Origin of the sequence: Aeromonas sp. s7(2024) (assembly GCF_040907825.1) — a bacterium.
Lineage (GTDB): Bacteria > Pseudomonadota > Gammaproteobacteria > Enterobacterales > Aeromonadaceae > Aeromonas > Aeromonas veronii.
Genome location: NZ_JBFOCM010000016.1, coordinates 1 through 25,250 on the forward strand (window position 1 = coordinate 1; position 25,250 = coordinate 25,250).

Annotated in this window: 23 protein-coding genes, 1 tRNA gene and 1 pseudogene; 5 read left to right on the forward strand and 20 right to left on the reverse strand. The window is 60.4% G+C overall.

The features are described 5' to 3' along the window. Positions 1–3 precede the first annotated feature (3 nt). Together AB5Y73_RS05075 and AB5Y73_RS05080 are read right to left on the reverse strand one after the other, a co-directional pair. Positions 4–966 carry an IS1595 family transposase gene (locus AB5Y73_RS05075; protein ID WP_279499216.1) on the reverse strand — a complete coding sequence of 321 codons (963 nt, stop codon included), beginning with the start codon at positions 964–966 and terminating at the stop codon, positions 4–6. Positions 967–1,063: 97 nt separating this feature from the next. Next, entirely contained in the window at positions 1,064–1,720 is a 657-nt protein-coding gene (locus AB5Y73_RS05080; RefSeq protein WP_033113039.1) for a Bax inhibitor-1/YccA family protein, read from the reverse strand. Positions 1,721–1,918: 198 nt separating this feature from the next. On the opposite strand from AB5Y73_RS05080, the gene AB5Y73_RS05085 reads away from it, so the two are divergent. After that, positions 1,919–2,006: transfer RNA gene (locus tag AB5Y73_RS05085), tRNA-Ser, on the forward strand. Between the two features lie 139 nt (positions 2,007–2,145). Here AB5Y73_RS05085 and exeN read toward each other — a convergent pair. From exeN to AB5Y73_RS05175, 18 genes and pseudogenes are all read right to left on the reverse strand, one after another. Next, the gene (exeN, locus tag AB5Y73_RS05090; protein WP_107684226.1) at positions 2,146–2,913 is read right to left on the reverse strand and encodes a GspN family type II secretion system protein ExeN; all 768 of its coding nucleotides are present in this window, start codon (positions 2,911–2,913) and stop codon (positions 2,146–2,148) included. Continuing rightward, a complete protein-coding gene (gene exeM / locus AB5Y73_RS05095) occupies positions 2,910–3,401 on the reverse strand; it encodes a GspM family type II secretion system protein ExeM (RefSeq protein ID WP_103251302.1) in 492 nt (163 codons plus the stop codon). The genes exeN and exeM overlap by 4 nt, the downstream gene beginning before the upstream one ends. Beyond that, a complete protein-coding gene (gene exeL / locus AB5Y73_RS05100) occupies positions 3,398–4,582 on the reverse strand; it encodes a GspL family type II secretion system protein ExeL (protein ID WP_107684225.1) in 1,185 nt (394 codons plus the stop codon). The genes exeM and exeL overlap by 4 nt, the downstream gene beginning before the upstream one ends. 122 nt (positions 4,583–4,704) lie before the next feature. Beyond that, a complete protein-coding gene (exeK, locus tag AB5Y73_RS05105; RefSeq protein WP_107684224.1) occupies positions 4,705–5,706 on the reverse strand; it encodes a GspK family T2SS minor pseudopilin variant ExeK in 1,002 nt (333 codons plus the stop codon). Positions 5,707–5,818: 112 nt separating this feature from the next. Continuing rightward, positions 5,819–6,466: pseudogene (gene gspJ, locus AB5Y73_RS05110) on the reverse strand (type II secretion system minor pseudopilin GspJ); the annotation flags it as partial. Then, positions 6,463–6,822 carry a GspI family T2SS minor pseudopilin variant ExeI gene (gene exeI, locus AB5Y73_RS05115; RefSeq protein ID WP_005338301.1) on the reverse strand — a complete coding sequence of 120 codons (360 nt, stop codon included), beginning with the start codon at positions 6,820–6,822 and terminating at the stop codon, positions 6,463–6,465. The gene exeI and the pseudogene gspJ, both read right to left, overlap by 4 nt. Next, the gene (gene exeH, locus AB5Y73_RS05120; RefSeq protein WP_107684222.1) at positions 6,819–7,391 is read right to left on the reverse strand and encodes a GspH family T2SS minor pseudopilin variant ExeH; all 573 of its coding nucleotides are present in this window, start codon (positions 7,389–7,391) and stop codon (positions 6,819–6,821) included. Before exeH ends, exeI begins: the two co-directional genes overlap by 4 nt. A 38-nt stretch (positions 7,392–7,429) precedes the next feature. Further along, complete coding sequence (gene exeG, locus AB5Y73_RS05125) at positions 7,430–7,861, reverse strand: GspG family T2SS major pseudopilin variant ExeG (RefSeq protein WP_005338297.1); 432 nt, start codon at positions 7,859–7,861, stop codon at positions 7,430–7,432. A gap of 97 nt (positions 7,862–7,958) precedes the next feature. Next, on the reverse strand, positions 7,959–9,179 hold the full coding sequence (exeF, locus tag AB5Y73_RS05130; RefSeq protein ID WP_005338296.1) for a GspF family T2SS innner membrane protein variant ExeF: 1,221 nt from the start codon (positions 9,177–9,179) through the stop codon (positions 7,959–7,961). A 1-nt stretch (position 9,180) separates the two neighbouring features. Beyond that, a complete protein-coding gene (gene exeE / locus AB5Y73_RS05135) occupies positions 9,181–10,686 on the reverse strand; it encodes a GspE family T2SS ATPase variant ExeE (RefSeq protein ID WP_107684221.1) in 1,506 nt (501 codons plus the stop codon). Continuing rightward, entirely contained in the window at positions 10,686–12,725 is a 2,040-nt protein-coding gene (gene exeD / locus AB5Y73_RS05140; protein ID WP_005359020.1) for a GspD family T2SS secretin variant ExeD, read from the reverse strand. The genes exeE and exeD overlap by 1 nt, the downstream gene beginning before the upstream one ends. Before the next feature lie 21 nt (positions 12,726–12,746). Then, positions 12,747–13,580 (reverse strand): GspC family type II secretion system variant ExeC, encoded by an 834-nt coding sequence (gene exeC / locus AB5Y73_RS05145; protein WP_107684263.1) that lies wholly within the window; start codon positions 13,578–13,580, stop codon positions 12,747–12,749. A 227-nt stretch (positions 13,581–13,807) separates the two neighbouring features. Continuing rightward, positions 13,808–14,503, reverse strand: coding sequence for a GspB family T2SS assembly factor variant ExeB (exeB, locus tag AB5Y73_RS05150; protein WP_064336997.1), 696 nt, complete (start codon positions 14,501–14,503; stop codon positions 13,808–13,810). Then, positions 14,503–16,071: an ExeA family protein gene (locus tag AB5Y73_RS05155; RefSeq protein ID WP_118854152.1), complete on the reverse strand. Its 1,569-nt coding sequence runs from the start codon at positions 16,069–16,071 to the stop codon at positions 14,503–14,505. The genes exeB and AB5Y73_RS05155 overlap by 1 nt, the downstream gene beginning before the upstream one ends. Positions 16,072–16,398: 327 nt before the next feature. Beyond that, entirely contained in the window at positions 16,399–17,844 is a 1,446-nt protein-coding gene (locus tag AB5Y73_RS05160; protein WP_181497515.1) for an HD domain-containing phosphohydrolase, read from the reverse strand. Between the two features lie 49 nt (positions 17,845–17,893). Continuing rightward, the gene (locus AB5Y73_RS05165) at positions 17,894–19,015 is read right to left on the reverse strand and encodes a beta-ketoacyl-ACP synthase III (protein WP_181497514.1); all 1,122 of its coding nucleotides are present in this window, start codon (positions 19,013–19,015) and stop codon (positions 17,894–17,896) included. A gap of 54 nt (positions 19,016–19,069) precedes the next feature. Then, on the reverse strand, positions 19,070–20,233 hold the full coding sequence (locus tag AB5Y73_RS05170) for a VWA domain-containing protein (protein ID WP_118854149.1): 1,164 nt from the start codon (positions 20,231–20,233) through the stop codon (positions 19,070–19,072). Between the two features lie 3 nt (positions 20,234–20,236). Continuing rightward, entirely contained in the window at positions 20,237–21,079 is an 843-nt protein-coding gene (locus AB5Y73_RS05175) for a MoxR family ATPase (RefSeq protein ID WP_118854148.1), read from the reverse strand. Positions 21,080–21,238: 159 nt separating this feature from the next. Between AB5Y73_RS05175 and cysK the strand changes: the two genes are divergently transcribed. The 4 genes from cysK to crr all read left to right on the forward strand — a co-directional run bounded on the left by cysK (position 21,239) and on the right by crr (position 25,230). After that, positions 21,239–22,207, forward strand: a complete 969-nt coding sequence (gene cysK, locus AB5Y73_RS05180) for a cysteine synthase A (RefSeq protein WP_118854147.1) — start codon at positions 21,239–21,241, stop codon at positions 22,205–22,207. A 439-nt stretch (positions 22,208–22,646) separates the two neighbouring features. Next, entirely contained in the window at positions 22,647–22,904 is a 258-nt protein-coding gene (locus tag AB5Y73_RS05185) for an HPr family phosphocarrier protein (RefSeq protein WP_005338266.1), read from the forward strand. Positions 22,905–22,950: 46 nt separating this feature from the next. After that, positions 22,951–24,678 carry a phosphoenolpyruvate-protein phosphotransferase PtsI gene (ptsI, locus tag AB5Y73_RS05190; protein WP_021229076.1) on the forward strand — a complete coding sequence of 576 codons (1,728 nt, stop codon included), beginning with the start codon at positions 22,951–22,953 and terminating at the stop codon, positions 24,676–24,678. Positions 24,679–24,720: 42 nt separating this feature from the next. Next, positions 24,721–25,230 (forward strand): PTS glucose transporter subunit IIA, encoded by a 510-nt coding sequence (crr, locus tag AB5Y73_RS05195; RefSeq protein WP_005338264.1) that lies wholly within the window; start codon positions 24,721–24,723, stop codon positions 25,228–25,230. Positions 25,231–25,250 lie beyond the last annotated feature (20 nt).

The window sequence follows — 25,250 nt, forward strand, 5'->3', positions numbered from 1 at the left end:
AGGTTATGTCCCAATTACGTGTTGCATGGGGCGCCCCAGCGCCTCATGCAAACATGTTTTGATATTTACGCCTTTTCCGTAACGCTCCAGCATCCGGCGCCAACCCAAGTAGTTCTTCAGGTAGTGCGTCGCCACGCCATGGAACCGCTCCATCCACTCTTTCAACCGATGGTGATATCCGTTCACATGCTGGATGTGATACGCACCGACTACCCGTTCGCCTTGACGATTGCGCACCACCTGATGGGTTATACCCTGTTCCTTGCTGAAACAGGCATACACACCCGCCCCATCGCTACACAGCACCGCATCCGGTGACACCAACGGCTTCAACACTGCGATGACCGTATCGGCATTTATTTTCTCCAACTGGAAATCCGCATGGTGGCCTGCACGGTCTTGTACCACCATCACCGGGATGTAATCTGGCCCGGTTCCACGAGTTCGACCTTTACCACCGCGATGACGTGGTGGACGCGGCAGTCCCCGCTGCCCCTTGAACGATTCAAGGAAGAAGGTCTCATCCACCTCAACAATGCCCTCTTCCCGGGTGGCCTGATGGGTTGCCATCGCGCGCAAGAATCGGTGACGCCAGAGGAACGCGGTGTTTTTGCTGACCCCACAGCGCCGCGCGGCCTGGCGGACAGTCAGTCCTTCGATGAGAGCTTGCGCGTAGTCTTCCCAGCACTGTGCTTTACGCAATCTGGCCAAGGGCGTCTTGGTCAGAACGGTGCTGGTGCGCAGACACAGTTTGCAACGGTAGCGGCGCAGTCCCCGACTCCATCCCCAAGGCGCCAGCTGGGTAACATCGGCCTGACAATGGGGGCAGCCACTGCATGCCGGTAACTGAGTATTGAGCGAGGTAATGGTGTGGGGTGCAGTAAGCTCCTGCTGAGCAACACGGCGCTGGCGCAGGGTTAACTGGGGAAAAAGGGACAACAGGTGTTGAAAGGCTGGGGTATCCATGATGGTAGACCTCAAGGTGATGGCCTACTTCAAGATTAGCCTTTCAACACGTAATTGGGACAGAGCCATAAAAACCCCGCCGAAGCGGGGTTTTTGATTAGTTGCGGTTGCCGCCAAGCAGGCTCAGCAAGCTCAGGAAGATGTTGTAGATGGAGACATACAGGGTGACGGTGGCGGAGATGTAGTTGGTCTCGCCGCCGCGCACGATCTGCTGGGTAGTCAGCAGGATGGCCCCGGAGGAGAAGAGCATGAACATGGCGGACAGAGCCAGGCTCAGGGCGCTCATCTGCAGGAAGATGTTGGCAATCATGGCTACCAGCAGTACCCAGAAACCGACGAACAGCATGCCGCCGATGAAAGAGAGGTCACGCTTGGTAGTCAGGGCATAGGCCGACAGACCGAAGAAGGTGAGCGCGGTGCCGCCAAGGGCGGTCATTACGATCTCGCCACCACCATTATTCATGTACATGTTGATGATGGGGCCCAGGCTATAGCCCAGCAGACCGGTCAGGGCGAAGGTGAATACCAAGCCCATGCTGTTGTTGCGGTTCTTCTCGGTCAGGAACATCAGACCGTATACGCCGATGAGGAAGATGGCCCAGTGCAGCGGCGGCATGTTCATTACGGTCGCGATGCCCGCCACCACGGCAGAGAAGCCGAGGGTGAGGGAGAGCAGCATATAGGTATTACGCAGCACCTTGTTGGTATCGCGTGCGGCACTCTGGGTGCCGGTGTAGATAGAACGGGTATCCATCTTGGGTGTCCTCTTGGTGTCCTGTTGAGGCGGCGAGCGGCCGTCTCGTCATCACTTAAAGCCTAAGCATTCTATGAAGAACAAATAGGGATGACGAGGAACAATTTCAAGCCACCTGCCATTTTGCTCCCGCACACTATCCCACAGGAAATATGTATTGCATATGAACAAGGGCTTAGCGTAGTATGCACGCCGTTCGGAGGGGTGGCAGAGCGGCTGAATGCACCGGTCTTGAAAACCGGCGATGGGCGACCATCCGTGGGTTCAAATCCCACCTCCTCCGCCATATTCAAAGAGAAAGCCCAAGCGGTCACCCGCTTGGGCTTTTTTTGTATCTGCGGTATCTGGTATTTCAACTGACACGTCACATGGACGATAAAAATGGCTCGGGTTGTCCCTGAGCCATTTTCACCTTGAATGATGGCTTAGATCCGCCCCTGATAGCGCAGGGGGAAGCGGCCCTGACTGTCGGGCTGGCCGAGGAAGGGGAGCCCCTGTTGCATCTGCGGTGGCAGTGCCGGGCCCGGCTTCAGGGTGCCCTGGAACAGGTATTGGCCATTGGGTTGCAGCTCGAGGCGACCGCTGGTCTGCACCGCATCGGAGCCCTGCTTGAGTTCGGCCACCAGTTTGGAGTCGAGGCAGGTGAGTTTCACCTCGGGGTCGGCCAGATCCAGCTTGCCGGCCGGGGTATCGGCGCTGGCGTTGTACCAGTCGAGGTTGCCGTAGAGGTTGTCACACCAGGGGTTGCCCTGGACAAATTGCTCCACTTTGAGCTGCAGCTGGCCGCTGACGGTGATCGGGATCGGCAGGCGCATCGGCACCCGGCTTAGCAACCAGGGGGCGGGGGCGTTAAGGGTCAGGTCACGGCCGAAGGCGGCGCCATTCCAGCCGACAACGCCCTGACCATTGAGTCCGTTGCGATCGCCAAAGCGAATGGCCACTTCGGGTGCGAAGCGCAGCAGCGACCAGCCGTTGAGATCCCAGCGCAGCTGGTTCACCGATTCGCTGGCATATTGCAGTCGGGCAATCTGGCCACTCCAGAGGGTGCCGCTCACCCCTTCCAGTTTCAGCAGGTTGGCAACGTTGGCAGGCAGCGGCAGATGGCGAGCCACCAGTGCCGCGGGCAGGGTGGCCAGCAGGAAGAGCAGATAGGCGGCCAGAAACAGGCTGGCAATCAGGATGCGTTTTTTCATTGTGGACGACTCAACTGCAAACGTCTGACCTTGACCAGACCCGGGGCCAGATCCTCGCGGGCGATCTCGATGATTTGAACCTGAATGCCGTGCTGCTCCACCAGAGTGGAGAGCCAGAGCAGCAAGTCATCGAACTGGACCGTGTCGATCCACACTTGCAGCTCCTGTGCCTGGGGTTGCAGCCGGGCAATCTTGATCTTGTGGTTGAAGGCGGTGCGGTTGACCACCCCTTCCAGGGTGCCGCTGGTATCGATCTGGCGACCCGAGCCCCCCTGCATGGCCAGCACCTCTTCACCCTTCTCCTTGAGCCAGGCGAGCGTCTGCTGCTGGTTTTGCACCTGCCGCTCCCGCTCCGCGATGCGGTTGGCGATGGGCTGCCAGACGCTCCAGTAGAAGAGACCGACCAGCAACAGGGCGCCACCCGTGACCACCAGCCGCTGTTCCCGTGCGGTGATGCCGTGCCACCAGCTCTGCAATTTTTCCATCATGATGATTTACCCTTGAGCACCAGTGTGCCCTCTACCTTGCCCTCGGTGCTGCGCACCTCGCCTTGCTGTACCTCGAATTGTTTGCCGGCCAGCTCGCGGAACCGCTCGATCTCGGCAAAACCGGGGGCGGTCACCTGCAGCCGCAGCTCGCGGCGACTGGCATCAAAGCGCATCACCTGCGGCTTGAGGCCGGGGACTTCGGCAAAGGTGGGGGCCAGCTCGGTGAGCATCAGCAGCACGCCGTTTTGCGGGGCTTGTCCCATCTGTTGCAGATGCTGGTTCATCTGGCTGCGCACGTTCACGATGCGGCTCTCACCCGGGAAGATGCGGGTATAGACGGCGCGGATCTCCGCTTTCAGCGCCTTGTCCTGCTCGGTGAGCTGATAGAGCTGCACCCCGCGCTGGCCGAGGGCCGCCAGCAGCAACAAGCCTGCGGTGATGGCCACCTTGCGCCACTGCAACCAGTAGCGGGCATATTCGGTCTGGGGTCGATAGGGGCCGGTCAGCAGGTTGGCCCGGCAGGTGAGTGCCCCTTTGGCCAGCAGCAGCATGGGCAGCTCGGGCTCCGCCGCCTGCCAGTTGGCGGCGGCAATGGCGGGCACCGGGGTGTGGCTGTGGATGGTGACCGGCTCCGCTTCGGTTGCCAGCAAGATGGCCAGCAGCGGCTCGTCGGCGACGATCCCCTGACAGGGGCCCTGGCGTACCAGCCACTCATTGCCGAGTTGCAGGGCAGACCAGCCATCAGCGGCCTGTGGCAGCGCCAGTACATCGGGCAGTAGTTGCAGGCTCTTGAGGCCAGCGGCATCGAGCCAGCCGAGCCACTCGGCCATCTTCTGCCGATCCACCGCCATCAGGTCGACCTGTTGCCCTTCGTGGGCCAGCACCACCAGATGGAGCTCGTCCACGTCGGAGGCGATCTGCTCCTCCAGCAGGTAGGGGAGGGCCGCTGCCGACTGGCGGTTGTAGCGACCCGGCAGGGTGACGCGCCGGAAGATCAGATCGCTGCCCGGCACTAGGGTGACCACGGGGCGGCCACCGGCCCGCTCCTGCAGCTCGCTCAGGGCATCGGCCGAAGGTAGGGTGCCGGAGGCGATGATCTCCTGCTCCTGACCGGACCAGACCAGCCAGGCCACGGGTTGTTGTTTATTGGTCCCCAGTCGGATGACCAGACTTTCGCTCACGCATCTCTCTCCTGCGATACCGGTTTGCAAAGGGCGTTGTGCGCCCTGGCAACCGGTGCGCAGCCCGCAGGCTGCATCCAACATCTCTCGTACCCGCGGGCGATGGCCTGCAGGTGCGCTGTTTATTCGGCGCCGCTACTGAGGCGGCGCAGCATCACCAGTTTATTGTCCTTGCCCCGCTGGAACAGGGTTTCGAGCCAGGCCCGGTTGTCGCCGACCTCGGCCACGACTCGGGCTTCGAAGAAGTCGCTCTTGACCACCAGCGCCTCTTTCAGTCCTTTCACCGAGTCGACCGGAGCGAGCATGTCTGTCATCAGCTTGCTCTCTTTCCACCCCTTCTGTGGCCGCTCGTTCAGCACTCGCTTGGCGTCATCCAGCCCGATAGTACCCAGATAGAGGGCAACCAGCAGCTCGGGGTGCTGGGGGGCAAGGGTATTGATATTGATCTTCAACTTGTCGCTGGGCAGGGTGCAGACATAGGGGGCCAGTCTGGCATAGACCCTGGCTGTTACGCCGCGCACCGCCCGCAGCTCATCTTTGCCCAGCATCCACTGGTTGGCGGTCAGATAGGGTGGCTTGAGCCCCTCGTAATAGGCGTCCTCTGCGCCAAGGCTGGAGACCAGCACCGTATCCTTGTCGGTCCAGTCACGGATGGCATCGGTGAGCTGGGCTGCCTCGTAATCATCCATCGCCAGCTGTTTGAGCAGTTCGCGAAACACTTGCACCGGATAGGGCTGCTGCGCCAGCTCCTCGCCGCTCCCCGCCTTGGAGGCCACGCTCAGGCTGTTGAGGTTGAAGCAGGATTGCAGGTCGGTCACCTCGCCCTTGAGCTGGCCATCGTCCACCGGAAATACAGTGTTCTTGCGGGCCCAGTTCTGGCTGAGGTTGACCACCTCGGGGTTGTCCTTGAAATCCTGCGTCAGCACCTTGCTCACCAGCGCTTCCGCCGAGAGGGCATACCACCACGCCTGTTTGCCTGTGGTGATGTTGGCGGTGCGGCGCAGCTCAAGCTGCAGGCGGCCGCTCATATTGCTGGCGATGATCACCATTACCGAGAGGATCAGCAGCACCACCAGCAGCGCCATGCCGCGCTGGCGATCGGGTGCGGCGAGATTAGCCCGCATTGGCGCCCCCTCCGTTCTGGCTGTCACCATTACCGCCATTGGTATTGCCGTTGCCGCCGTTGTTCCCGTTATTGCTGTTGTTGCCGCCCCCCTGGTCGGGATTGCTGCTCTGGCTGCTCTCTTCGGCGCGCTGGCCACCGGCACCAATCAGGAACTGGCGGCGAATGGTGCCGTAATCTTCCAGATCCAGCTCCACTGCCAGCCCGTGGGGCAGCACGCTTCGCTGGGTCCACTCCTCTTTCCAGTTGCCCTTGTCGAAGAAGTAGAGGCGAAACGCCGTGACTCCCGCCAGCACCGGCTGGATGCGCGGTTCGGTGCCGATCACCGGATCCGGATAGAGGTAGCTCAGGCGCTCCAGCTTCTGATCCTTGAGGCGCCAGCCGACCCGTTGCAGATGGGAGCGGGGCAGCATGCCGTCCGGGTTGAGCCAGCCGCTGCGCATAAAGGCCATGCCCCAGTCATCGCTCTGCTGGCCGAAGCGGGAAGCCGCCAGCAGCACCTTGTTGTTCTCCCCCTCGATGCGGCCGCTGCGCGGCACCATCTGGGTGATGTCTCGCTCCAGCAAGGTGAAAGCGAGTTGCAGTTCGTTGAGGCGAGCCTCCTTGCGTTTTGCCACCTCGTCGCTGGTGAGTACCCCTTGCAGCACCTGATAGGCGCCCATGCTGAGGCTGGCGAAGATGGCGATCGCCACCAGCATTTCGAGCAGGGTGAAACCGGCATGGCGGACGGGGCGAGGCGTGCGGGCAACGTGCTGGGTCATCGGCTGATATAGGTCCGCATCATGGCGACCGGGTTCTCGGCCTTGGCCTCGGTGCGCACTTCCATATCGAGCGCCCGGAAGTTGTTGTCGGCAGTGGCGACGCCGCGATAGCGCCAGTACCAGGTGCTGCCCGCCATCTGCTCATCCCCTTCCACCCAGCTGTCGCCGGGCCACTTGTTCTCGAGCTTCTGTTGCACCAGCTGGTTCTCTACCACCCAGGTGGCGAGTGTCTTCTGCTCCAGATAGTTGAGGGCAGAGAGGTGTTCGCTGGCGGTTTTCATTACAGCGAGACCCGCGATGGCAAAGACGGCCAGTGCGACCATGACTTCAAGTAGTGTCATGCCGCGGGCGTTCATTCGCTCACCTCTTCATCTTCATCGCCGGTGAGCAGGGTGAGGCGGCCGAACTCGTCCCCCTTGACGATGCGGGTGTAGCGGGCATCGTCATCCTGCTGGGTGAAGGTGAGCACGAACGGGCTCAGCTCGCCGCCCGGGAAAATAAGCAGCTGTGGCGTGCGCTCCTTCTCGTCGCGCTTCTGTTCGATTTTCTCGTCGGAGTCCGGCTGCCAGCCAAAGCCTTCCAGCTCCAGCGCCAGCGTCATGTTCTCGGCCAGTTGTACCGGCCCCAGCTGCTTGTCGCCAGTCAGGGCCAGCCACTTGCGATCCTTGGCCTGACGCTGCATAAACTGCCAGCCGTTATCCTCGATGCGAATACCCACCAGCCGACCATCCATCACCGCATACTCCTGCGCCAGCTGCAGGGTCGCCATCAGGCGGCGCGCCTGCTTGTCCAGCTCCCTATCCCCTCTGGCGCCTCCCATGCTGAGGGTGACGGCGGTGGCCACCAGTCCCATCAGCATGGCGACCAGCAACACTTCCAGCAGGGTAAAGCCGGATTGGCGATGAAAGGAGAGAGAGCGCTTCATGCAGTCAGCTCACAAGGAGTGCGGTGGCGACATATCACTTATTGGAAATCCTTCAGGTTCCAGTTGCCGATGTCGTCATCGGTACCGGCTTCGCCATCCAGACCCATGGAGAAGATGTCGATCTTGCCGAACTGGCCCGGGCTCAGCAGCTGGTACGGGTTGCCCCAGGGATCTTGCGGCAGGCGTTTAATGTAGCCGCCATCGCGGTAGCTGCGCGGCGCCGGATCGATGGAAGGCTTGGTCACCAGCGCGTCCAGCCCCTGTTCTGTGGTCGGGTAGCGGTTGTTGTCCAGCTTGTACATGTCGAGTGCGTTTTCCAGCGCCACGATATCGGAGACCGCTTTCTGCTGGTCAGCTTTCTCCTTGTTGCCCATCAGGTTGGGCACCACCAGACTGGCCAGAATGCCGAGGATCACGATGACCACCATGACTTCCAGCAGGGTAAAACCGGATTGACGACGTTTGTTCATGAGTTGCTCCGTAACGAATGAGATGGGATAGCCCATCAGAGAGTGATCACTGGGTGGGTTCGACGGGCCGCCAGCGGCGTCACCGAACACCGGAAACTTACATATTCACCATATTGTTGAGCTCGAGGATCGGCTGCAGGATCGACATCACGATAAACAGCACCACCCCGGCCATGGAGACCACCAGCATGGGTTCGAACACCCCGAGGGCGATATTGACCTGGGATTCAAACTCCCGATCCTGGTTGTCTGCCGCCCGCTCCAGCATGCTGTCGAGTTCGCCGCTCTGCTCGCCGGAGGCGATCATGTGCAGCATCATGGGCGGGAAAATCTTGGTCTCGGTCAGCGACTTGCGCAGACTGGTCCCCTCGCGCACCCGTTCGGCAGCCTCGAGAATGCGCATTCTGGCAAAGTCGTTGGAGAGCACTTCGCCGGAGATTTTCATCCCCTCCAGCAGCGGCACCGCACTGGCGTTTAGGATGCTTAAAGTGCGGGCGAAGCGGGCGGTGTTGAGACCACGACTGACCCGGCCAATCACCGGCAGGCCGAGCAGCACCTGATGCCAGCGTCTTCGGCGCTTTTCATCGGTGAGCCACCAGCGCCAGACAAAGCTGCCAAGGAAGATCAGCAGCAGGAACCAGAGGCCGTAGGCCTGCATCAGTTCGCTGGTACCGATGAGAAAGCGGGTGGTGCCCGGCAGTTGCTGACCCATGTGTTCAAACTGGGCCACCACCTTGGGCACCACGGCGGTGAGTAGGATCGAGATAACCCCGATGGCGACACAGGTGAGCACGATGGGGTAGATCATCGCCTGCAGCAGCTTGGTGCGCATATGCTGGCGCTGCTCGGTGTAGTCAGCGAGGCGGTTGAGCACCTTCTCCAGATGGCCCGATTTTTCACCGGCCGCCACCATGGAGCGAAACAGCTGGTCGAACACATGGGGAAAGGCCCCCAGCGAGTCGGCCAGCGAATAGCCTTCCACCACCTTGCTGCGCACGGTCGCCACCAGAGAGCGCAAGTGGGCTTTTTCGCACTGCTCGGCCACCGCCTTGAGCGCCTCTTCGATGGTGAGACCGGCCCCAACCAGGGTCGCCAGTTGGCGAGTGATCAGGGCCAGCTCGGCAGTGCTGGCACCACGCCGAAACAGGGCGAAGCGGGTCGCTTCCCGTTTCGCCTTCTCGGTGGTCTCGTTCACCTCGAGGGGAGTGAGCCCCTGTTCGCGCAGCAGCTGGCGCACCTGACGGGCCGAGTCGCCCTCCATTACGCCGCTCTTGCTGCGTCCCTTGTTGTCGAGGGCCTTGTATTCGAATGCCGCCATCTCAATCTTCCCGGGTCACGCGCAGTACCTCTTCGAGGCTGGTCTGCCCCTTGAGGACCTTGTCGATGCCGTCACGGCGGATGCTGGGGGTGTGGCCGCGGATCAGCCGCTCGATGGCGAGCTCGCCGCTGGCACTGTGAATGGCTTCACGCACCGCTTCATCGATCACCACCAGCTCGTGGATGCCGGTCCGGCCACGGTAGCCGGTGTGGTTGCACAGCTCGCACCCGACCGGACGCCACACCTGCTGATCGGGGGCCAGCTCGATGCCCATGGCGAGGCGCTCCTGCTCGGTGATGGGGCGCGGGGCACGGCAATCGGGGCAGAGGGTGCGCACCAGCCGCTGGGCCAGCACCGCCAGCAGGGACGATGAGAGCAGGAAGGGTTCGATCCCCATGTCCCGCATCCGGGTGATAGCGCCGATGGCTGTGTTGGTGTGCAGGGTCGACATCACCAGGTGACCGGTCAGCGACGCCTGCACCGCAATCTGGGCGGTCTCGAGGTCACGAATTTCCCCCACCATCACCACATCCGGATCCTGACGCAAGATGGCGCGCAGGCCGCGGGCGAAGGTCATGTCCACCTTGGTGTTGACCTGGGTCTGGCCCACCCCTTCGAGGTCATATTCGATGGGGTCTTCCACCGTCAGGATGTTGCGATCTCGCGAGTTGATTTCAGACAGCGCCGCATAGAGGGTGGTGGATTTACCGGAACCGGTCGGGCCGGTAACCAGAATAATGCCGTGGGGCTTGCGAATAAGCTCGCTGATGATGGTGCGGTTGGCCGCGGTCATCCCCAGCTGCTTGAGCTCGAGGCGCACGTTGTTCTTGTCGAGCAGACGCAATACCACCCGCTCGCCGTAGCTGGACGGCATGGTGGAGACCCGCACGTCGACGGCGCGACCGCCGATACGCAACGAGATTCGGCCATCCTGTGGTACCCGCTTCTCGGCGATATCCATGCGCGACATCACCTTGATCCGCGAGACTAGTAGTGATGCCAGCTTGCGATGGGGGCGCAGGATCTCCCGCAGCACCCCGTCGATGCGAAAACGAATGACCAGTGCCCGCTCGAAGGTCTCGATATGGATATCGGAAGCTTCCTCCTTGATCGCCTCGCTCAACATGGCGTTGATGAGGCGAATGATGGGGGCATCGTCATCGGCGTCCAGCAGATCTTCGCTTTGCGGCAGCTCTTCGGCCAGGGCGAAGAAGTCCATCTCGTTGCCGAGATCTTCCATCAGCTGGCGCGCCTCGGAGGAGTCGCGCTGATAGTGGGCCATCAGCAGCTCTTCGAAGGCCTCGTTGTCGAGCTGCTCCACCCCGAAGCTGCACCCCGCGACCCGCCGCACCTCCAGCAGGGCCTGCGGGGTGACGCCGGGGCGGCACTGCAGCACGGGGGCGCCGTCCCGCTCAATCAGGATCACCCCGAAGTTGCGGGCAAAGACAAAGGGGAGCTCGGGCAGTGGCGCATGCCCGACGCTTCCATCCAGATGGTAGGCACTCATCAGGGCTTACTCTGCACAAACGGGGTGGTGGTCTCGACAGTGCTTTGCTGTCTGCTCCGCATCTCGTTGATCTGCTTCTGGATCTCTTTTTGCAGCTCGGGCGACACCATCACATCCTGGCCATAGGCAGGCAATACCTGACGGGCGGGGGAGGTGAGATACCCCTCCTGCGAGGCGGCATTGAGCTGCTCGGCGCGGAACAGGGAGTACTTGTTGCTGGAGACACCGGTATAGACATCCGCATCACGCAAGATGGTCGGCCGGATAAAGACCATCAGGTTGCGCTTGGAGGTAGTGTTGGAGGTGGAGCGGAACAGATAGCCCAGCACCGGGATATCGCCCAGCAAGGGCACCTTGGAGACCTGCTCCTTGGTCTGTTCGTCCATCAAACCGCCGAGCACCACAGTTTCGCCGCTTTTGACCAGCACCGCGTTCTTGACGGTACGGGTATCGAAAGTGGGGCCAAGGTTGGCAGTACCGGTCGCCTGGGTCTGGGCGACGCTGGAGACCTCCTGCTCGATATTGAGCAGCACAGAATCCCCTTCGTTGATCTGCGGGGTCACCACCAGCTTGGTTCCCACCGTCTTGCGCTCGATGGTGTTGAACACCTGATCGCTGGTGGTGGAGCTTTGCGAACCGCTCTGGACCGGGACCTCCTGACCGACGTTGAAGGAGGCCTCCTTGTTATCCATGGTGACGATACTCGGGGTGGAGAGAATATCGTTCTTGGTATTGGAGGCCAGCGCCGTGGCCAGCATGGCCCAGTCGCCGTGATAGAAACCGGCGGCCATGCCGTTGAACTCTTTCAGCAGACCTGCAGCGGTGTCGGTCTTGCCATTCTGGTAATCCTTGCCCGCCGCAATGGCGCTGCCGAGGGGCAGACCGGAGTTGGTGAACTGGGTACCACCGCCGTTGGCATTGCCCCACTGGACGCCAAGGCTGAGGCCGTCGCCATCCTGCATCTCAACGATGATCGCCTCCACCAGCACCTGGGCGCGGCGGATATCGAGCTTGGCCACCACCTGCTCCAGTTCGGACATCACGTCCGGCTGGGCGGTGATGACCAGCGCATTGGTGGTCTCGTCGGCTGAGATGGCCAGCTTGCCACCGCCGATGCTGGCGCCACCTGTGGTTGCGCCGCCGCCCTTCTTGTCGGCCTCGATGCTGGAGCTGACGCCCTTGAGCACCTCGACCATGTCTTTGGCCTTGCCATATTTGAGGTAGAAGACCCGGGTGTTGCCCTGGCTCTGCAGGTCGCGGTCGAGCTGGCGCACCATCTGGATGATGCGGGCGCGCGCTTTCGGTTCACCACTCACCACCACAGAGTTGGTGCGCTCGTCGGCCACCACCTTGGGGGAGAGCAGCAGGGAGGCGGTGCCGCCCTGGGGGTTGCCATCCTTGTTGAGGTTGGTCACCAGCCGTACCATTTCCCCCGCCGAGGCAAACTTGAGCTTGATGATGTCCACATCCTGATCGCCTGCGCGGTCGACCCGGTTCACCACTTCCACCAAGCGGTTGACCACGGCGGCGCGGCCGGTGATCAGCAGCACGTTGGAGGGCTCGTAGTGCACCACGTTGCCACCACCGGCGTTGTCGTTGAGTTGGCGCAGCAGTGGCGCCAGTTCACGGACCGAGACGTTGCGCACCGGCACTACTCTAGTCACCATCTCGTCGCCGGAGCCCGGGTTGCTGCCATCCACCACAGGAATGGCGGAGGTCTTGGCATCCCGCGAGCGCAGCACCTTGAGCACTCCGTTGTCCATCGGCACCACGGCAAAGCCGTAGACGTCGAGCACGCTCAGGAAGAACTGGTAGTACTGTTCCTCATTGAGCAGGTCGTAGCTGCGCACGTTGATCTTGCCGCGCACCGATGGCTCTATGATGATGGTTTTATTGAGGTTCTTGCCCACCGTATTGATGAACTCTTCAATGTCGGCGTTCTTGAAACTGGCAGAGTATTCGGTGGCCCAGGCTGAGCCCGCCATCATCAGTGCCGCTGCGATAGTGGCCAGACGCCAGCTTTTCCCTTTAGTGGTCATTATTGGTACGACTCCAAATCATTATTCTGACAAGCGCACATAAATGTCGAACTGTTCGCCCTGTCGCTCGACGGTCACTGTCATTTCCGTTGCGCCAGCCATCTGCTGCATCGCCTGCATGGCTTGCATGTTGTCCCGTAAATCCAGCCCGTTGATGCTGATGGCCAGGTCATTGGCCTGCAGCCCGCTCTGGTTGAAAAACTCAGGATTGCTGCCCGGGTTGAGGCGATAGCCGGTCATGCGGCCATCCACCTGAACCGGTGAAATATTGAGGTAATCGGTGATCTTGCCCGGATCGGCCATCAGCTCGCTGCGCAGGGAGCCAAGGGGGGCGGCATTGGTCTGCGGCAGCGGCTTGCCATACTCCTCGCCATCCAGCATCAGGGTCTCGTCGCGGCCATCCCGCTCGATGATCACCCGATCCGGATAGACCTGCCGGATCCGCGCCTGGGTGCCGTCAATCATGTCACCGACCCCGTAGGAGTTCTGGATACCGGACATGGCGATGATGGCGATGGATTTGGCCGGATCAGAGCTGGCCAACACCCCGTTGAGCTGGGCATTGAGCTGGGTACGCGGCGCATTGGCGGCCACGGCGGCTTTGGCTTGTGCCTTGGGAATCGCCTTGCCAAACAGTGCCAGTCGGCTCACCTCGCCCAGTTCAAGGCGCGGGTTGCTCTGGCCGCTGACCGCCACGGCGGAGGGTTGCCACGGTTGGCTGGTTTGCGGGCTTGCCAGGGTGAGCAGACGCCAGGTGAGGGCGGCGCTCTGCTGGGCCAGCATGATCAACAGCGCCAGAAAGGCCACCTGGGGGACTCTGGTCATGGGAAGCCGCCGGCACTGGGCCAGCAGCATGGTCAAGATGTCATCCCTGAATCGTAGCGTCATATTAATCAACAAATTCCAGGCTCTGGGGCGGCTGCGTATTGTGTACGGCGGAGTGCTGTGACACAACGGGTCCGGGCGCGCCAAACCATAAAAATGGATATTTCATCACACCGTAAACCTTTGAATGCTCACAAAAGTGGCACTCAGGTGAGGTGCATCCTGCTTGCCAGCGAACATCAGGGTACGGTGCGTACTCATCCTCGCCAATCCTGCAGCGCCTTGAGGGTCACGCTCTGTCCGGCGACCTGCAGCACTATGTATTGCTGGTCGATGGTCGCGAGCACGACTCCCGGGGCGATTTCGCTCCCCTCCCGGTATTCCCGGCCATTGAGCACCACGGCCCGCTTGGCGGGGTTGGAGGAGAATACATGAGAGCCATAGCTAAATTGCGGTACCTGCTGGCGCACCGACTGGGGTGCCGAGCCCAGCGCCATCAACTGGGCCGGTTGCACGTTGTTCTGGCCGGTGGCGTGTGGCGTCTCCTGCAATGGGGTTTCATTGAGGGCTATCATCAGTTGCTCGGCCAGACTCAGCGCGGGGGTATTTCCCTGACTGGTCCCCTCGTTTTTGGCCACTGCTCTGGGTTGGACCACCGGCTCCGGCAGGGGCGGGGGCAGCGGACGGGTCACCATTGCCTTGGGTTCAACCCGCACGAAGGGCGGGGTGATCACCTCTTTCACCTCCACCTTCTCCTCGATGGGGCGCAGGTGGAGCAGATGCCAGCCATAGTTGGCGCCCGCCCCCAGCAACAGGGCCAGGGGAGCCAGCAGCCAGCCGATGCGGCGTGGGCTGCGCTCCTCTTCCCGGGGCATGGGCAAGCCCATGGCCGGAATATGGGCGGAGAGTTGCGGTTGCTGCGCACGGCGCAGCGCCTTGAGCAGGGTAGACATCAGGAGGCCTCCTCCAGTCTGGGCATGGGTTCACCGGAGAGGGCGTTGAGGCGCAGCAGGGTATTGCTGCCGGCGATGCCGTCAGGGTTGAGCCCCTGATCCCGCTGGAACTGCTGCAGCTTGTTCTTGAGCTCGCCATCGAAGCGGCGCACCTTGCGCTCGGGCTGTTGCAGCGCGCGGCTGAGGGCATTGTCGAGCCACTGGATCTGGGTCTGACCGGCATTGCTGGCGATCAGGCTCACACCCCCTTTCGGCATACGCCAGAGCAGGGTGTAGCTGCCGCCCCAGTTGTCGCTGAGCCACAGGCGATCCACCTGCCAGCTTTGGTCACCGATCATCAGGCTGGCCTTGTTCGGTCCCAGATTGACCAGGGTCGCGTAGTAGAGGCCGCCAGTCTGGTCAGTGAGCGTGATCATGGCGGGATACTGCAGGGCGCGCAGCTCGTCAAGGCTTGCCTCTCCCTCCTGACAGCGCAGACCGGCACGGGGGGCGTTGTCACAGGTTGCCTCGAACGGTTCCGGTTCATAACCCCAGACCCGATAGAGATTCTGCATGGCGCTCTCGGGGTCGATGGCCTGATTGATCGCCTCGGTCAGCTGCTCCTGCTGCTCGGCGGTCTCGTCGATGGTGACCGGCACCTCGACCTTGACTACCGGACGGGTGGGGAACACGCCGAAAAATTGCCAACCCCACCAGCCTGCGGTCACCAGCAGGGCGCCTGCCAGCATCACCATCAGACCGGAGGCCCAGCTTCCTTCGTCCCGAACGCCATTGACCTCGAAGGCGGCCTGGCTGATATCGCTGTGGACAATCTTGTAGCTGCCACGGGCGAAGGCGGCGATCAGGGCGCGGTCGCAGATGAGATTGATGAAACGGGGGATGCCGCCACTCAGGCGATGGAGCGCCTTGATGGCGCGCGGGGTAAAAATGGGTTGCACACACCCCGCCACTTGCAGCCGGAAGCGGACGTAGGCATCCACATCGCTGTGGGAGAGCGGCAGCAGGTGATAGCGGGCGGTAATGCGCTGGGCCAGCTGGCGCAGCAGGGGTTGACGCAGTATCTCTTGCAGCTCGGGCTGACCGATCAGCACCACCTGCAGCAGTTTCCGTTCGTCGGTTTCGAGGTTGGTGAGCAGACGCAGCTGCTCCAGTACACCGGGCAGCAGGTGCTGCGCCTCATCCACCAGTACCACGCTGCGCTTGCCTGCCGCCAGGTTGGCCAGCAGGTGATCGCGAATAAGGTCGAACAGCCGCTTGATCCCGGCATCTTCGGGATAGGGGAGTTGAAACTCGTCACAGATGGCGGCCAGCAGATCCCGTTCGGTCAGGGAGGGGTTGAGGATATAGGCGATCTCGGTCTCGGCGGGCAGCTGTTGCAGCAGGCAGCGGGAGACGGTGGTCTTGCCGGTGCCCACTTCGCCGGTCAGCAGCACAAAGCCGCCGCCATCCTGCAATCCATAGTTGAGATGAGCAAGGGCTTCGCCGTGGCGCTCGCTCATATAGAGGTACTTGGGATTGGGCGAGATGGAAAACGGGTGTTCCGAAAGGCCGAAGAACTGTGTGTACATGAGGGTATTCTTTTGTAGCCGACGACAGATGAAAAATGTCTCCGGATGATAGCAAACCTCGCTTTCATTGGAAGCCATCATTGGCGCCGGAGGGCAAATTGCGGTCTTTTCCTGCCATCTTGTGATCCCGGTTGCGTCATTGGCACGAACCCGGATCACAAAATGACAAAAAACAGCTGTAAATAAAGGGAAATATCAATATGGGCGCGGCTTGGCAAATACCGCCAGCATGGCGCTGAATCGGCGATGGCCAGACCTGTTTGTGTACAATTTATGACGCCAGTTGCCCTGTCAGCCATCAGGGCAAGCTGGTCGGGATGTACTTGCTCAGTGGTGATCTTGAAACTGTGCGGCAATCTCCCTGAACTGCGCCTCACAGGCGAGAAACGCCGCGACAATGCCGGGATCAAAATGGCTGCCGCTCCCCTTCACGATGATCTCCTTCGCTTCCTCATGGCTGAAGGCGGGTTTGTAGACCCGTTTCGAGATGAGGGCATCGTAGACATCTGCCACCGCCATCAGCCGCCCCGAGAGAGGAATATTCTCACCCGCCAGCCCAGCCGGATAGCCGCTGCCATCCCACTTTTCGTGGTGGGTGAGGGAGATCTCCCGGGCCAGCCGCAAGAAGGAGTTGGAGCCCAGCTGCGCCTCGGCACTCGCCAGCGCATCGGCGCCGATCTGCGGGTGGCGCTTCATGATGGCGAACTCCTCGTCGGTCAGCTTGCCCGGTTTGAGCAGGATGGCATCGGGAATGCCCACCTTGCCCACATCGTGCAGCGGGGCCGACTTGAACAGCAGGTCGATGGTGGCGTCATCGAGCGGATAGCGATCCCAATCGCTGCGACTGAGGTATTGCGCCAGCGCCTTCACATAGTGCTGGGTGCGGATGATATGGGCGCCGGTCTCGTTGTCACGGGTCTCTGCCAGCGAGGCGAGGCCGAGGATGGCCACGTCGCGGGTCAGGTTGAGCTCGTCACTGCGGGATTTCAGCTCGCCGATCATCTGATTGGTGCTGGCGGCGATAAGGCCAAACTCGTCATCCCGGGTGACCGGCACCCGGGCGTCGAAGTCACCACACTGTACTCTGGCCATTGTGCTGGTCTGCTGGCGCAGGGATAGGCCGAGATTGCGACCATAACCGTGAATAATGAGGGCGAGATAACAAAAGGTCACCGTCATTACGAAGGCGATCTCCCACAGGATGTAGTGCTGGGCATCGACCCTCGGCAGGCTGCGCTCCACCGTCACCAGCCACTCCAGATCCTTGTTGAACAGCAAGAAGAAGACACCTCCCAGCAGGGTGAGGGTCGCCAGAGTAAAGAGGGTGAACTTGCGTGGCAGCGGCATGGCCAGCGGGTGGCTTAGTGCCAGGCTCTGCTCGGCTTGCCGTGCTCTGGCCCGATGCAAGTCTCGCTCCAGAGTCAGGTCGGCCGCTACCAGAAAGCCGAGGGTGGTCATCCCCAGCAGCACCTTGAGGTGACTCTCCAGCGGGAAGTTGTGGGCCAGGGCGTTGTAGCTCGAGAGCAGCAGTGCCCCCAGCAGGTAGAAACCCACCTCCAGTCCAAACCCATCCAGCCCGTTGCGCGGCAGGGGCCGCCTTGAGAGCAGCCAATTGCGTACGGCGAACATGATGGCGAACGTCACCAGGGTCGGCCCCAGCAACTGGGGCAGGGTGAGACTCTCGAGAAACGGGCAAACCTGCCAGCCATAGAGACAAAATAGTGACAGGGTTACCCCGTAGTGCAGGGCGCAGCGCCCCGTGATCCTCTGCATATTCCCACCCATGTTGCTGGTTATTGTTATGTCGGCGGGAGGCCCGCCATTACAGGCGCCGCAGCAGCAGGCTACCGATGGAGTAACCTGCGCCAAAGGAGCACAGTACGCCGCGAGCCCCCGCAGGAAGGTCGCGATTGTACAGATGAAACGCGATGATGGAACCCGCCGAGCTGGTATTACCATAGCTATCAAGAATGACCGGCGCCTCCTGCTGGCTGGCATCGTGGCCCAGCAGCTTGCGACCGATGAACTGGTTCATGGTGAGGTTGGCCTGATGGAGCCAGAGCCGGTTCAGGCTCTCGGCGGGCCAGCCCTGCTCATCGAGCTGGTTGGCAATCTGATCGCACACCAGCGGCAATACCTCCTTGAACACCTTGCGTCCCTGCTGGCGAAACAGCTTGTCGTCGCCGTAGCGGGTGCGCGGGCTCAGCCGGTTCAGAAAGCCGAAGTTGTTGCGGATGTTGTTGGAGTATTGGGTCACCAGCTTGCTGGCTACCAGTTGCCACGGATTGGCCACCTTGCAATCGGCCTCCCGCTCCAGCAGCACCGCGGTGCAGGCATCGCCGAAGATAAAGTGACTATCACGATCGCGAAAATTGAGATGCCCCGAGCAGATCTCCGGATTAACCACCAGCGCCACTCGGGCGGTGCCTGCCGCCAGCATGTCAGCGGCTGTCTTGATGCCGAAGGTGGCAGACGAGCAGGCCACATTCATATCAAAGGCCATGCCGCTCGCCCCCAGATAGTGTTGCAGCTCGATGGCCAGCGCCGGGTAGGGGCGCGGCATGTTGGAGGCGGCGACGATCACCAGATCGATCTCGCCGGGCTCGCGACCGGCGGCGATCAGCGCCTGCTCGGCGGCGGCCACCGCCATCTCCACCATGATGGAGGGCATCTCATCGGGCCGCTCCGCCAGCAGCGGCTGCATGATGTCGGGGTTGAGCACCCCCTCGCGGCTCACCAGATAACGGCTCTTGATGCCGGAGGCCTTCTCGATGAACTCGCAACTGGAATGCTGCTTGGCGGGGAGCTGGCCAGCGTCGATGGCGGAGGCGTTCTCCTCGTTGTAGAGATCCACATACTGGTTGAAGGCGGCCACCAGCTCTTCATTGCTGACGGCAAAAGGTGGGGTATAGAGGCCTGAGCCACTGATCACGATAGAGGTCATCTTTGCTCCTCGCCGGGTGCGTTCCCGGCTTGTCGGTTTATAGGGTAGAGAGGGTTACAGCTGGTCGATCGCCGCAGCGAGACCCGCCAGGGTCAGCGGATGCATCCGTCCGCCAACCACGTCATTCATCAGTTTGATGGAGGGATGCCAGAGCCACTCCCGCCGCGGGGTGGGATTGATCCACACCAGTTTGGGGAAGTGCTGCTGCAATCGGGTGAGCCATACCTGACCCGACTCCTCGTTCCACTGCTCGACACTGCCGCCCGGCCAAGTGATCTCGTAGGGGCCCATGGTGGCATCCCCCACCAGGATCACCCGGTAGTCGCTGCCATAGGTGCGCAGCAGCCGCAGGGTATCGAACCTCTCCTCAAAGCGGCGGGCGTTATCCTTCCAGACGAAGTCGTAGAGACAGTTGTGAAAATAGAAGTACTCCAGATGCTTGAACTCGTGGCGCAGGGCGGAGAAGAGGCGCTGCACCTCGGCCACGTGGGCATCCATGGAGCCCCCCACATCGAAGAAAACCAACAGCTTGACCCCGTTGTGGCGCTCGGGCCGCAGCTTCACATCGAGCCAGCCCTGGCGGGCAGAACTTTTTATGGTGTCGTCGAGATCCAGCTCGTCGGGATTGCCTCTGCGCACCCAACGCCTGAGTTTGCGCAGCGCCAGCTGGATGGCGCGCTGGCCAAGCGGTGAGTCGTCGCTGAAGTTGCGATAGTGACGGGCCTCCCACACCTTGGCCGCCTTGCCGTGCCGCCCCTCTCCACCCATGCGGATCCCTTCTGGGTGAAAACCGCCATGGCCAAACGGGCTGCTGCCACCAGTCCCCACCCATTTGCTGCCGCCGGCGTGGCGCTCTTTCTGTTCGCGTAATCGCTGGTTAAGGGTTTCAATCAGCTTGTCGAGTCCGCCGAGGGATTTGAGCAGCGCCTTCTCCTCTGGGCTCAACAGTCGCTCGAACTCCTTGCGCAGCCACTCCTCGGGCAGGCTCTCCGGCAGCAGGGGGATGGCGTCCAGCCCCTCATAGTATTCGGCGAAGGCGCGATCGAAGCGATCGTAGTGGGCCTCGTCTTTTACCAGCAGGCAGCGGGAGAGCTGGTAGAACTCGTCCATATCGACAGCGACCAGCCGGGCTGCCAGTGCGGCGTGCAAGTCCAGCAACTCGCGCAGGCTGCACGGGAGTTTGTGGCGGCGCAGGTGGGTAAAAAAGTCGATCAGCATGGGTCAGCTGCCGCGCCGGGCCAAAAAGGCGAGCTTCTCGAATAGATGCAGATCCTGCTCGGTCTTGAGCAGGGCGCCATATAGCGCGGGCACCAGCTTGCCGGGCTCGCGGACACGCATCGCCTCGGGGGCGATATCGTCGGCCAGCAGCAGGCGGATCCAGTCCAGCAGCTCTGAGGTGGAGGATTTCTTGCGCAGTCCCTCTACCTCGCGCAGTTCGAAGAAGAGATCCATTGCCTCGCCAAGCAGGCTCTCTTTGAGGTCGGGGTAGTGGAGTTTGACGATGGCCTGCATCTCGGCCTTGTCGGGGAAGCGGATGTAGTGGAAGAAACAGCGGCGCAGGAAGGCATCCGGCAGCTCTTTTTCGTTGTTGGAGGTGATGATGACCACCGGCCGCTGGCGCGCCTTGACTCGCTCACCGGTCTCGTAGACATCGAACTCCATCCGGTCCAGCTCCAGCAGCAGATCGTTGGGGAATTCGATGTCGGCCTTGTCGATCTCGTCGATCAGCAGCACAGGTCGCTGCTCGGCGCTGAAGGCCTGCCACAACTTGCCTTTACGAATGTAGTGACTGATATCGGCCACTCTGGGGTCGCCGAGCTGGGAGTCCCGCAGCCGGGCCACCGCATCATATTCGTAGAGTCCCTGCTGGGCCTTGGTGGTGGACTTGATATGCCAAGCAATGAGGTCGGTGCCGAGATGGTCGGCGACCGCTTCCGCCAGCACCGTCTTGCCGGTGCCCGGCTCCCCCTTGATCAGCAGCGGTTTCTCGAGGGTGATGGCGGCATTGACCGCCATCTTCAATGCATCGGAGGCGAGATACTGGCTGCTTCCTGAAAATCCCATAACGTCGGTTCCTTTGACGATTGGCGCCCGGAGTCAGGGGCCAGAGAGAATAAGCTCTATATGTTGTAATACCATATGGTTATAACGAATAGTCACTTCTCATTCAGAAACCACAGGGTAATCTTGTTTCATCGTCGTAACAAACACAGGGATAGCGCCATGAGCAAAATTTTTGAGGACAACAGCCAGACTATCGGTCACACCCCGCTGGTTCGTCTCAACCGTGTTACCAAAGGTCGCGTGCTGGCCAAGATCGAGAGCCGCAACCCCAGCTTCAGCGTCAAGTGCCGTATCGGTGCCAACCTGATCTGGGATGCCGAGAAGCGCGGCATCCTGACCAAGGGTAAGGAGATCATCGAGCCCACCAGCGGCAACACGGGTATAGCTCTGGCCTTTGTCGCGGCGGCTCGCGGCTATCCCATCACCCTGACCATGCCGGCCACTATGAGCCTGGAGCGCCGCAAGCTGCTCAAGGCGCTCGGTGCCAATCTCGTGCTGACCGAAGGGCCCCTCGGCATGAAGGGGGCCATTGCCAAGGCCAACGAAATCCTCGAGTCCGAGCCGGGCAAGTATGTGTTGCTGCAACAGTTTGAAAACCCGGCCAACCCGGAGATCCACGAAAAGACCACAGGCCCCGAGATTTGGGATGCCACTGACGGTGAGGTGGATGTGTTCGTGGCTGGGGTCGGTACCGGTGGCACCATTACCGGTGTCTCCCGCTATCTGAAGAAGACCCAGTGCAAGGCGGTGGTCTCTGTTGCGGTCGAACCGGCCGAGTCGCCGGTCATCAGTCAGAAGTTGGCCGGTGAAGAGATCAAACCGGGCCCCCACAAGATCCAGGGGATCGGCGCCGGCTTTATCCCGGGCAACCTGGACCTCTCCCTCATCGATCGGGTGGAGAAGGTGACCAGCGATGAAGCCATCGAGATGGCTCGCCGTCTGATGGAGGAGGAGGGGATCCTGGCCGGTATCAGCTCCGGTGCTGCGGTGGTGGCTGCCAGCCGTCTGGCCGAGCTGCCGGAATTTGCGGGCAAAACCATAGTGGTCATCCTGCCGAGCGCGGCGGAACGTTACCTCTCCAGCGCCCTGTTTGCCGGGGTGTTCAGCGAGCAGGAACTGCAGCAGTAACTGATCGGAATCTTTCAAAACAGCGGCGCTCCCAGGAGCGCCGCTTCTTTATGGGCTAGACTCAACCCCTGTTAGTGTCACTTGATCCTTATTTTTTGGGGTAAAATAACAAGTTCCGGAGTGAGAAAAAAAGCAGACATTCCGCTCTAAATCTCATATCCTGTGCGGCGTCACGCGGTGTTTGCTGGCTCGGTATCACAAAGTAACAAAGTGTTATTTTTCGTTATAAAATAATTTCAGGCCAGTCCTGATGCGGCTTGTAGCCCAATAACTGAAAATTGCCAACCAGCGCGCCGATTACTGCACAGAAACTTGACCTGGATTAAACCATTGCGGGTCTGCTTTCGTTACTTTACAACATATCCATACTGACACGGTGGGTCAGGTTGCTTCAAAAACGACCAATCCACCAAAAATATCAATAATATGGGGTGAAACCATGTACGAGAAGTCTGTTGTTATTACTGCTGAAAACGGCCTGCACACCCGTCCGGCAGCTCAGTTCGTGAAAGAAGCCAAAGAATTCCAAAGCGAGATCACTGTGGTCTCCGGTGGCAAGTCCGCCAGCGCCAAGAGCCTGTTCAAGCTGCAGACCCTGGGCCTGACCAAGGGTACCAACGTAACTATCCAGGCTGATGGCCCGGATGCTCAGCAAGCTGTTGAGAAGCTGGTTGCCCTGATGGACGAGCTGGAGTAATCCAGCTTTAGATTCCTCCCCCACAGTCGTTTTAATAGGAAGGATTATGATATCTGGCATTCTTGCGTCCCCCGGTATCGCATTCGGTAAGGCGCTTCTTCTTAAAGAAGATGAAATCGTTATCAATCAGGGCAAAATCTCTGCTGACCAGATTGATGCCGAGATCAACCGTTTCCTCGAAGCTCGTACCAAGTCAGCTACCCAGCTGGAAGCCATCAAAGAGATGGCCGGTCGCACCTTCGGTGAGGAAAAAGAGGCCATCTTCGAAGGCCACATCATGCTGCTCGAAGATGAGGAGCTGGAAGGGGATATCAAATCCTTCATCAAAGAGAACAAGGCTTCCGCTGACAAAGCCATCTATGAGGTGATCGAACAGTACGCCAAGATGATGGCCGAGCTGGATGACCCTTATCTGCGCGAACGCGCTACCGACTTCCGTGACATCGGTACCCGTCTGGTCAAGAACGTACTGGGCATCGCCGTTGTCAACCTGAGCACCATCGACGAAGAGGTGATCCTGGTCGCCAAAGACCTGACCCCGTCTGAAACCGCTCAGATCAACCTGAAATATGTGCTGGGTTTCGTCACCGACATCGGTGGCCGTACCTCTCACACCTCCATCATGGCCCGCTCCCTGGAGCTGCCGGCCGTAGTAGGCACCAACGACATCACCGAGCGCGTCAAGAACGGTGACATGCTGGTGCTGGATGCGATCAACAACCAGATCATCATCAATCCGACCGCTGAACAACTGACCGAAGCCAAGAAGTTCCAGGCTCAGTTCCAGGCCGAGAAAGATGAGCTGGCCAAGCTGAAAGATCTGCCTGCCATCACGCTGGATGGTCACCAGGTCGAAGTGTGCGCCAACATCGGTACCGTCAAGGATACCGAAGGTGCCATCCGCAATGGCGCCGAAGGCGTGGGTCTGTACCGTACCGAGTTCCTGTTCATGGACCGTGACGCGCTGCCGACCGAAGACGAGCAGTTCAAAGCCTACAAAGAAGTGGCCGAAGCGATGCCGGATCAGCCGATCATCGTGCGTACCATGGACATTGGCGGCGACAAAGAGCTGCCCTACATGAATTTCCCGAAAGAGATGAACCCCTTCCTGGGCTGGCGTGCAGTGCGTATTTTCTTCGACCGCGAAGACATCATGCACGCTCAGCTGCGGGCCATTCTGCGCGCCTCTGCCTTCGGCAAACTGCGCATCATGTTCCCGATGATCATCTCTGTCGAAGAGTTCCGTAGCCTGAAAGCCACCGTAGAGACGCTGAAAGCCGAACTGCGTGCCGAAGGCAAAGCCTTTGATGAATCCATCGAAGTGGGTATCATGATCGAGACCCCGGCCGCTGCCGTGATGGCTCATCATCTGGCCAAGGAAGTGGATTTCTTCAGTATCGGTACCAACGACCTGACCCAGTACACTCTGGCTGTCGATCGTGGTAACGAGATGATCTCCGCCATGTACAACCCGCTGTCACCCTCCGTCCTGACCCTGATCAAGATGGTTATCGATGCGTCCCACGCCGAAGGCAAGTGGACCGGTATGTGTGGTGAACTGGCTGGTGACGAGCGCGCTACCCTGCTGCTGCTGGGTATGGGTCTGGATGAGTTCTCCATGAGCGCCATCTCTGTACCGCGTATCAAGAAGCTTATCCGCAACACCAACTTCGAAGATGTGAAGGCAATGGCTGATCAAGCACTGAGCTTTGCCACCGCCGCTGAAATCGAAGCATGCGTAGATAACTTTATTAAGCAGAAAGCAGTCTGCTAAGATCGGCTGCAAACAGCGACAAATCATCTCTAGGAGCTTTATATGGGTCTGTTTGATAAACTGAAGAAACTGGTTTCCGACGATAGCTCTGACACCGGCGGCATCGAAATCTTTGCTCCGCTGTCTGGCGAAATCGTGCCGATCGAAGATGTGCCTGACGTTGTCTTCGCCGAGAAGATCGTTGGTGACGGTATCGCCATCAAGCCGGCTGGCAACAAGATGGTTGCGCCGTGCGATGGTACCATCGGCAAGATTTTCGAGACCAACCACGCGTTCTCTCTGGAATCCGACTCCGGTATCGAGCTGTTCGTTCACTTCGGTATCGACACCGTTGAACTGAAAGGCGAAGGCTTCAAACGTATCGCTCAGGAAGGCCAGCAGGTCAAGCGCGGCGACACCATCATCGAGTTCGATCTGGCCGTTCTGGAAGCGAAAGCCAAGTCTACCCTGACTCCGGTTGTCATCTCCAACATGGACGAGATCAAAGAGCTGATCAAAATGACTGGTGCCGTGACTGTGGGCGAGACCCCGGTTATCCGTATCAAGAAGTAATGCCCGGCTGGCTCACGCCA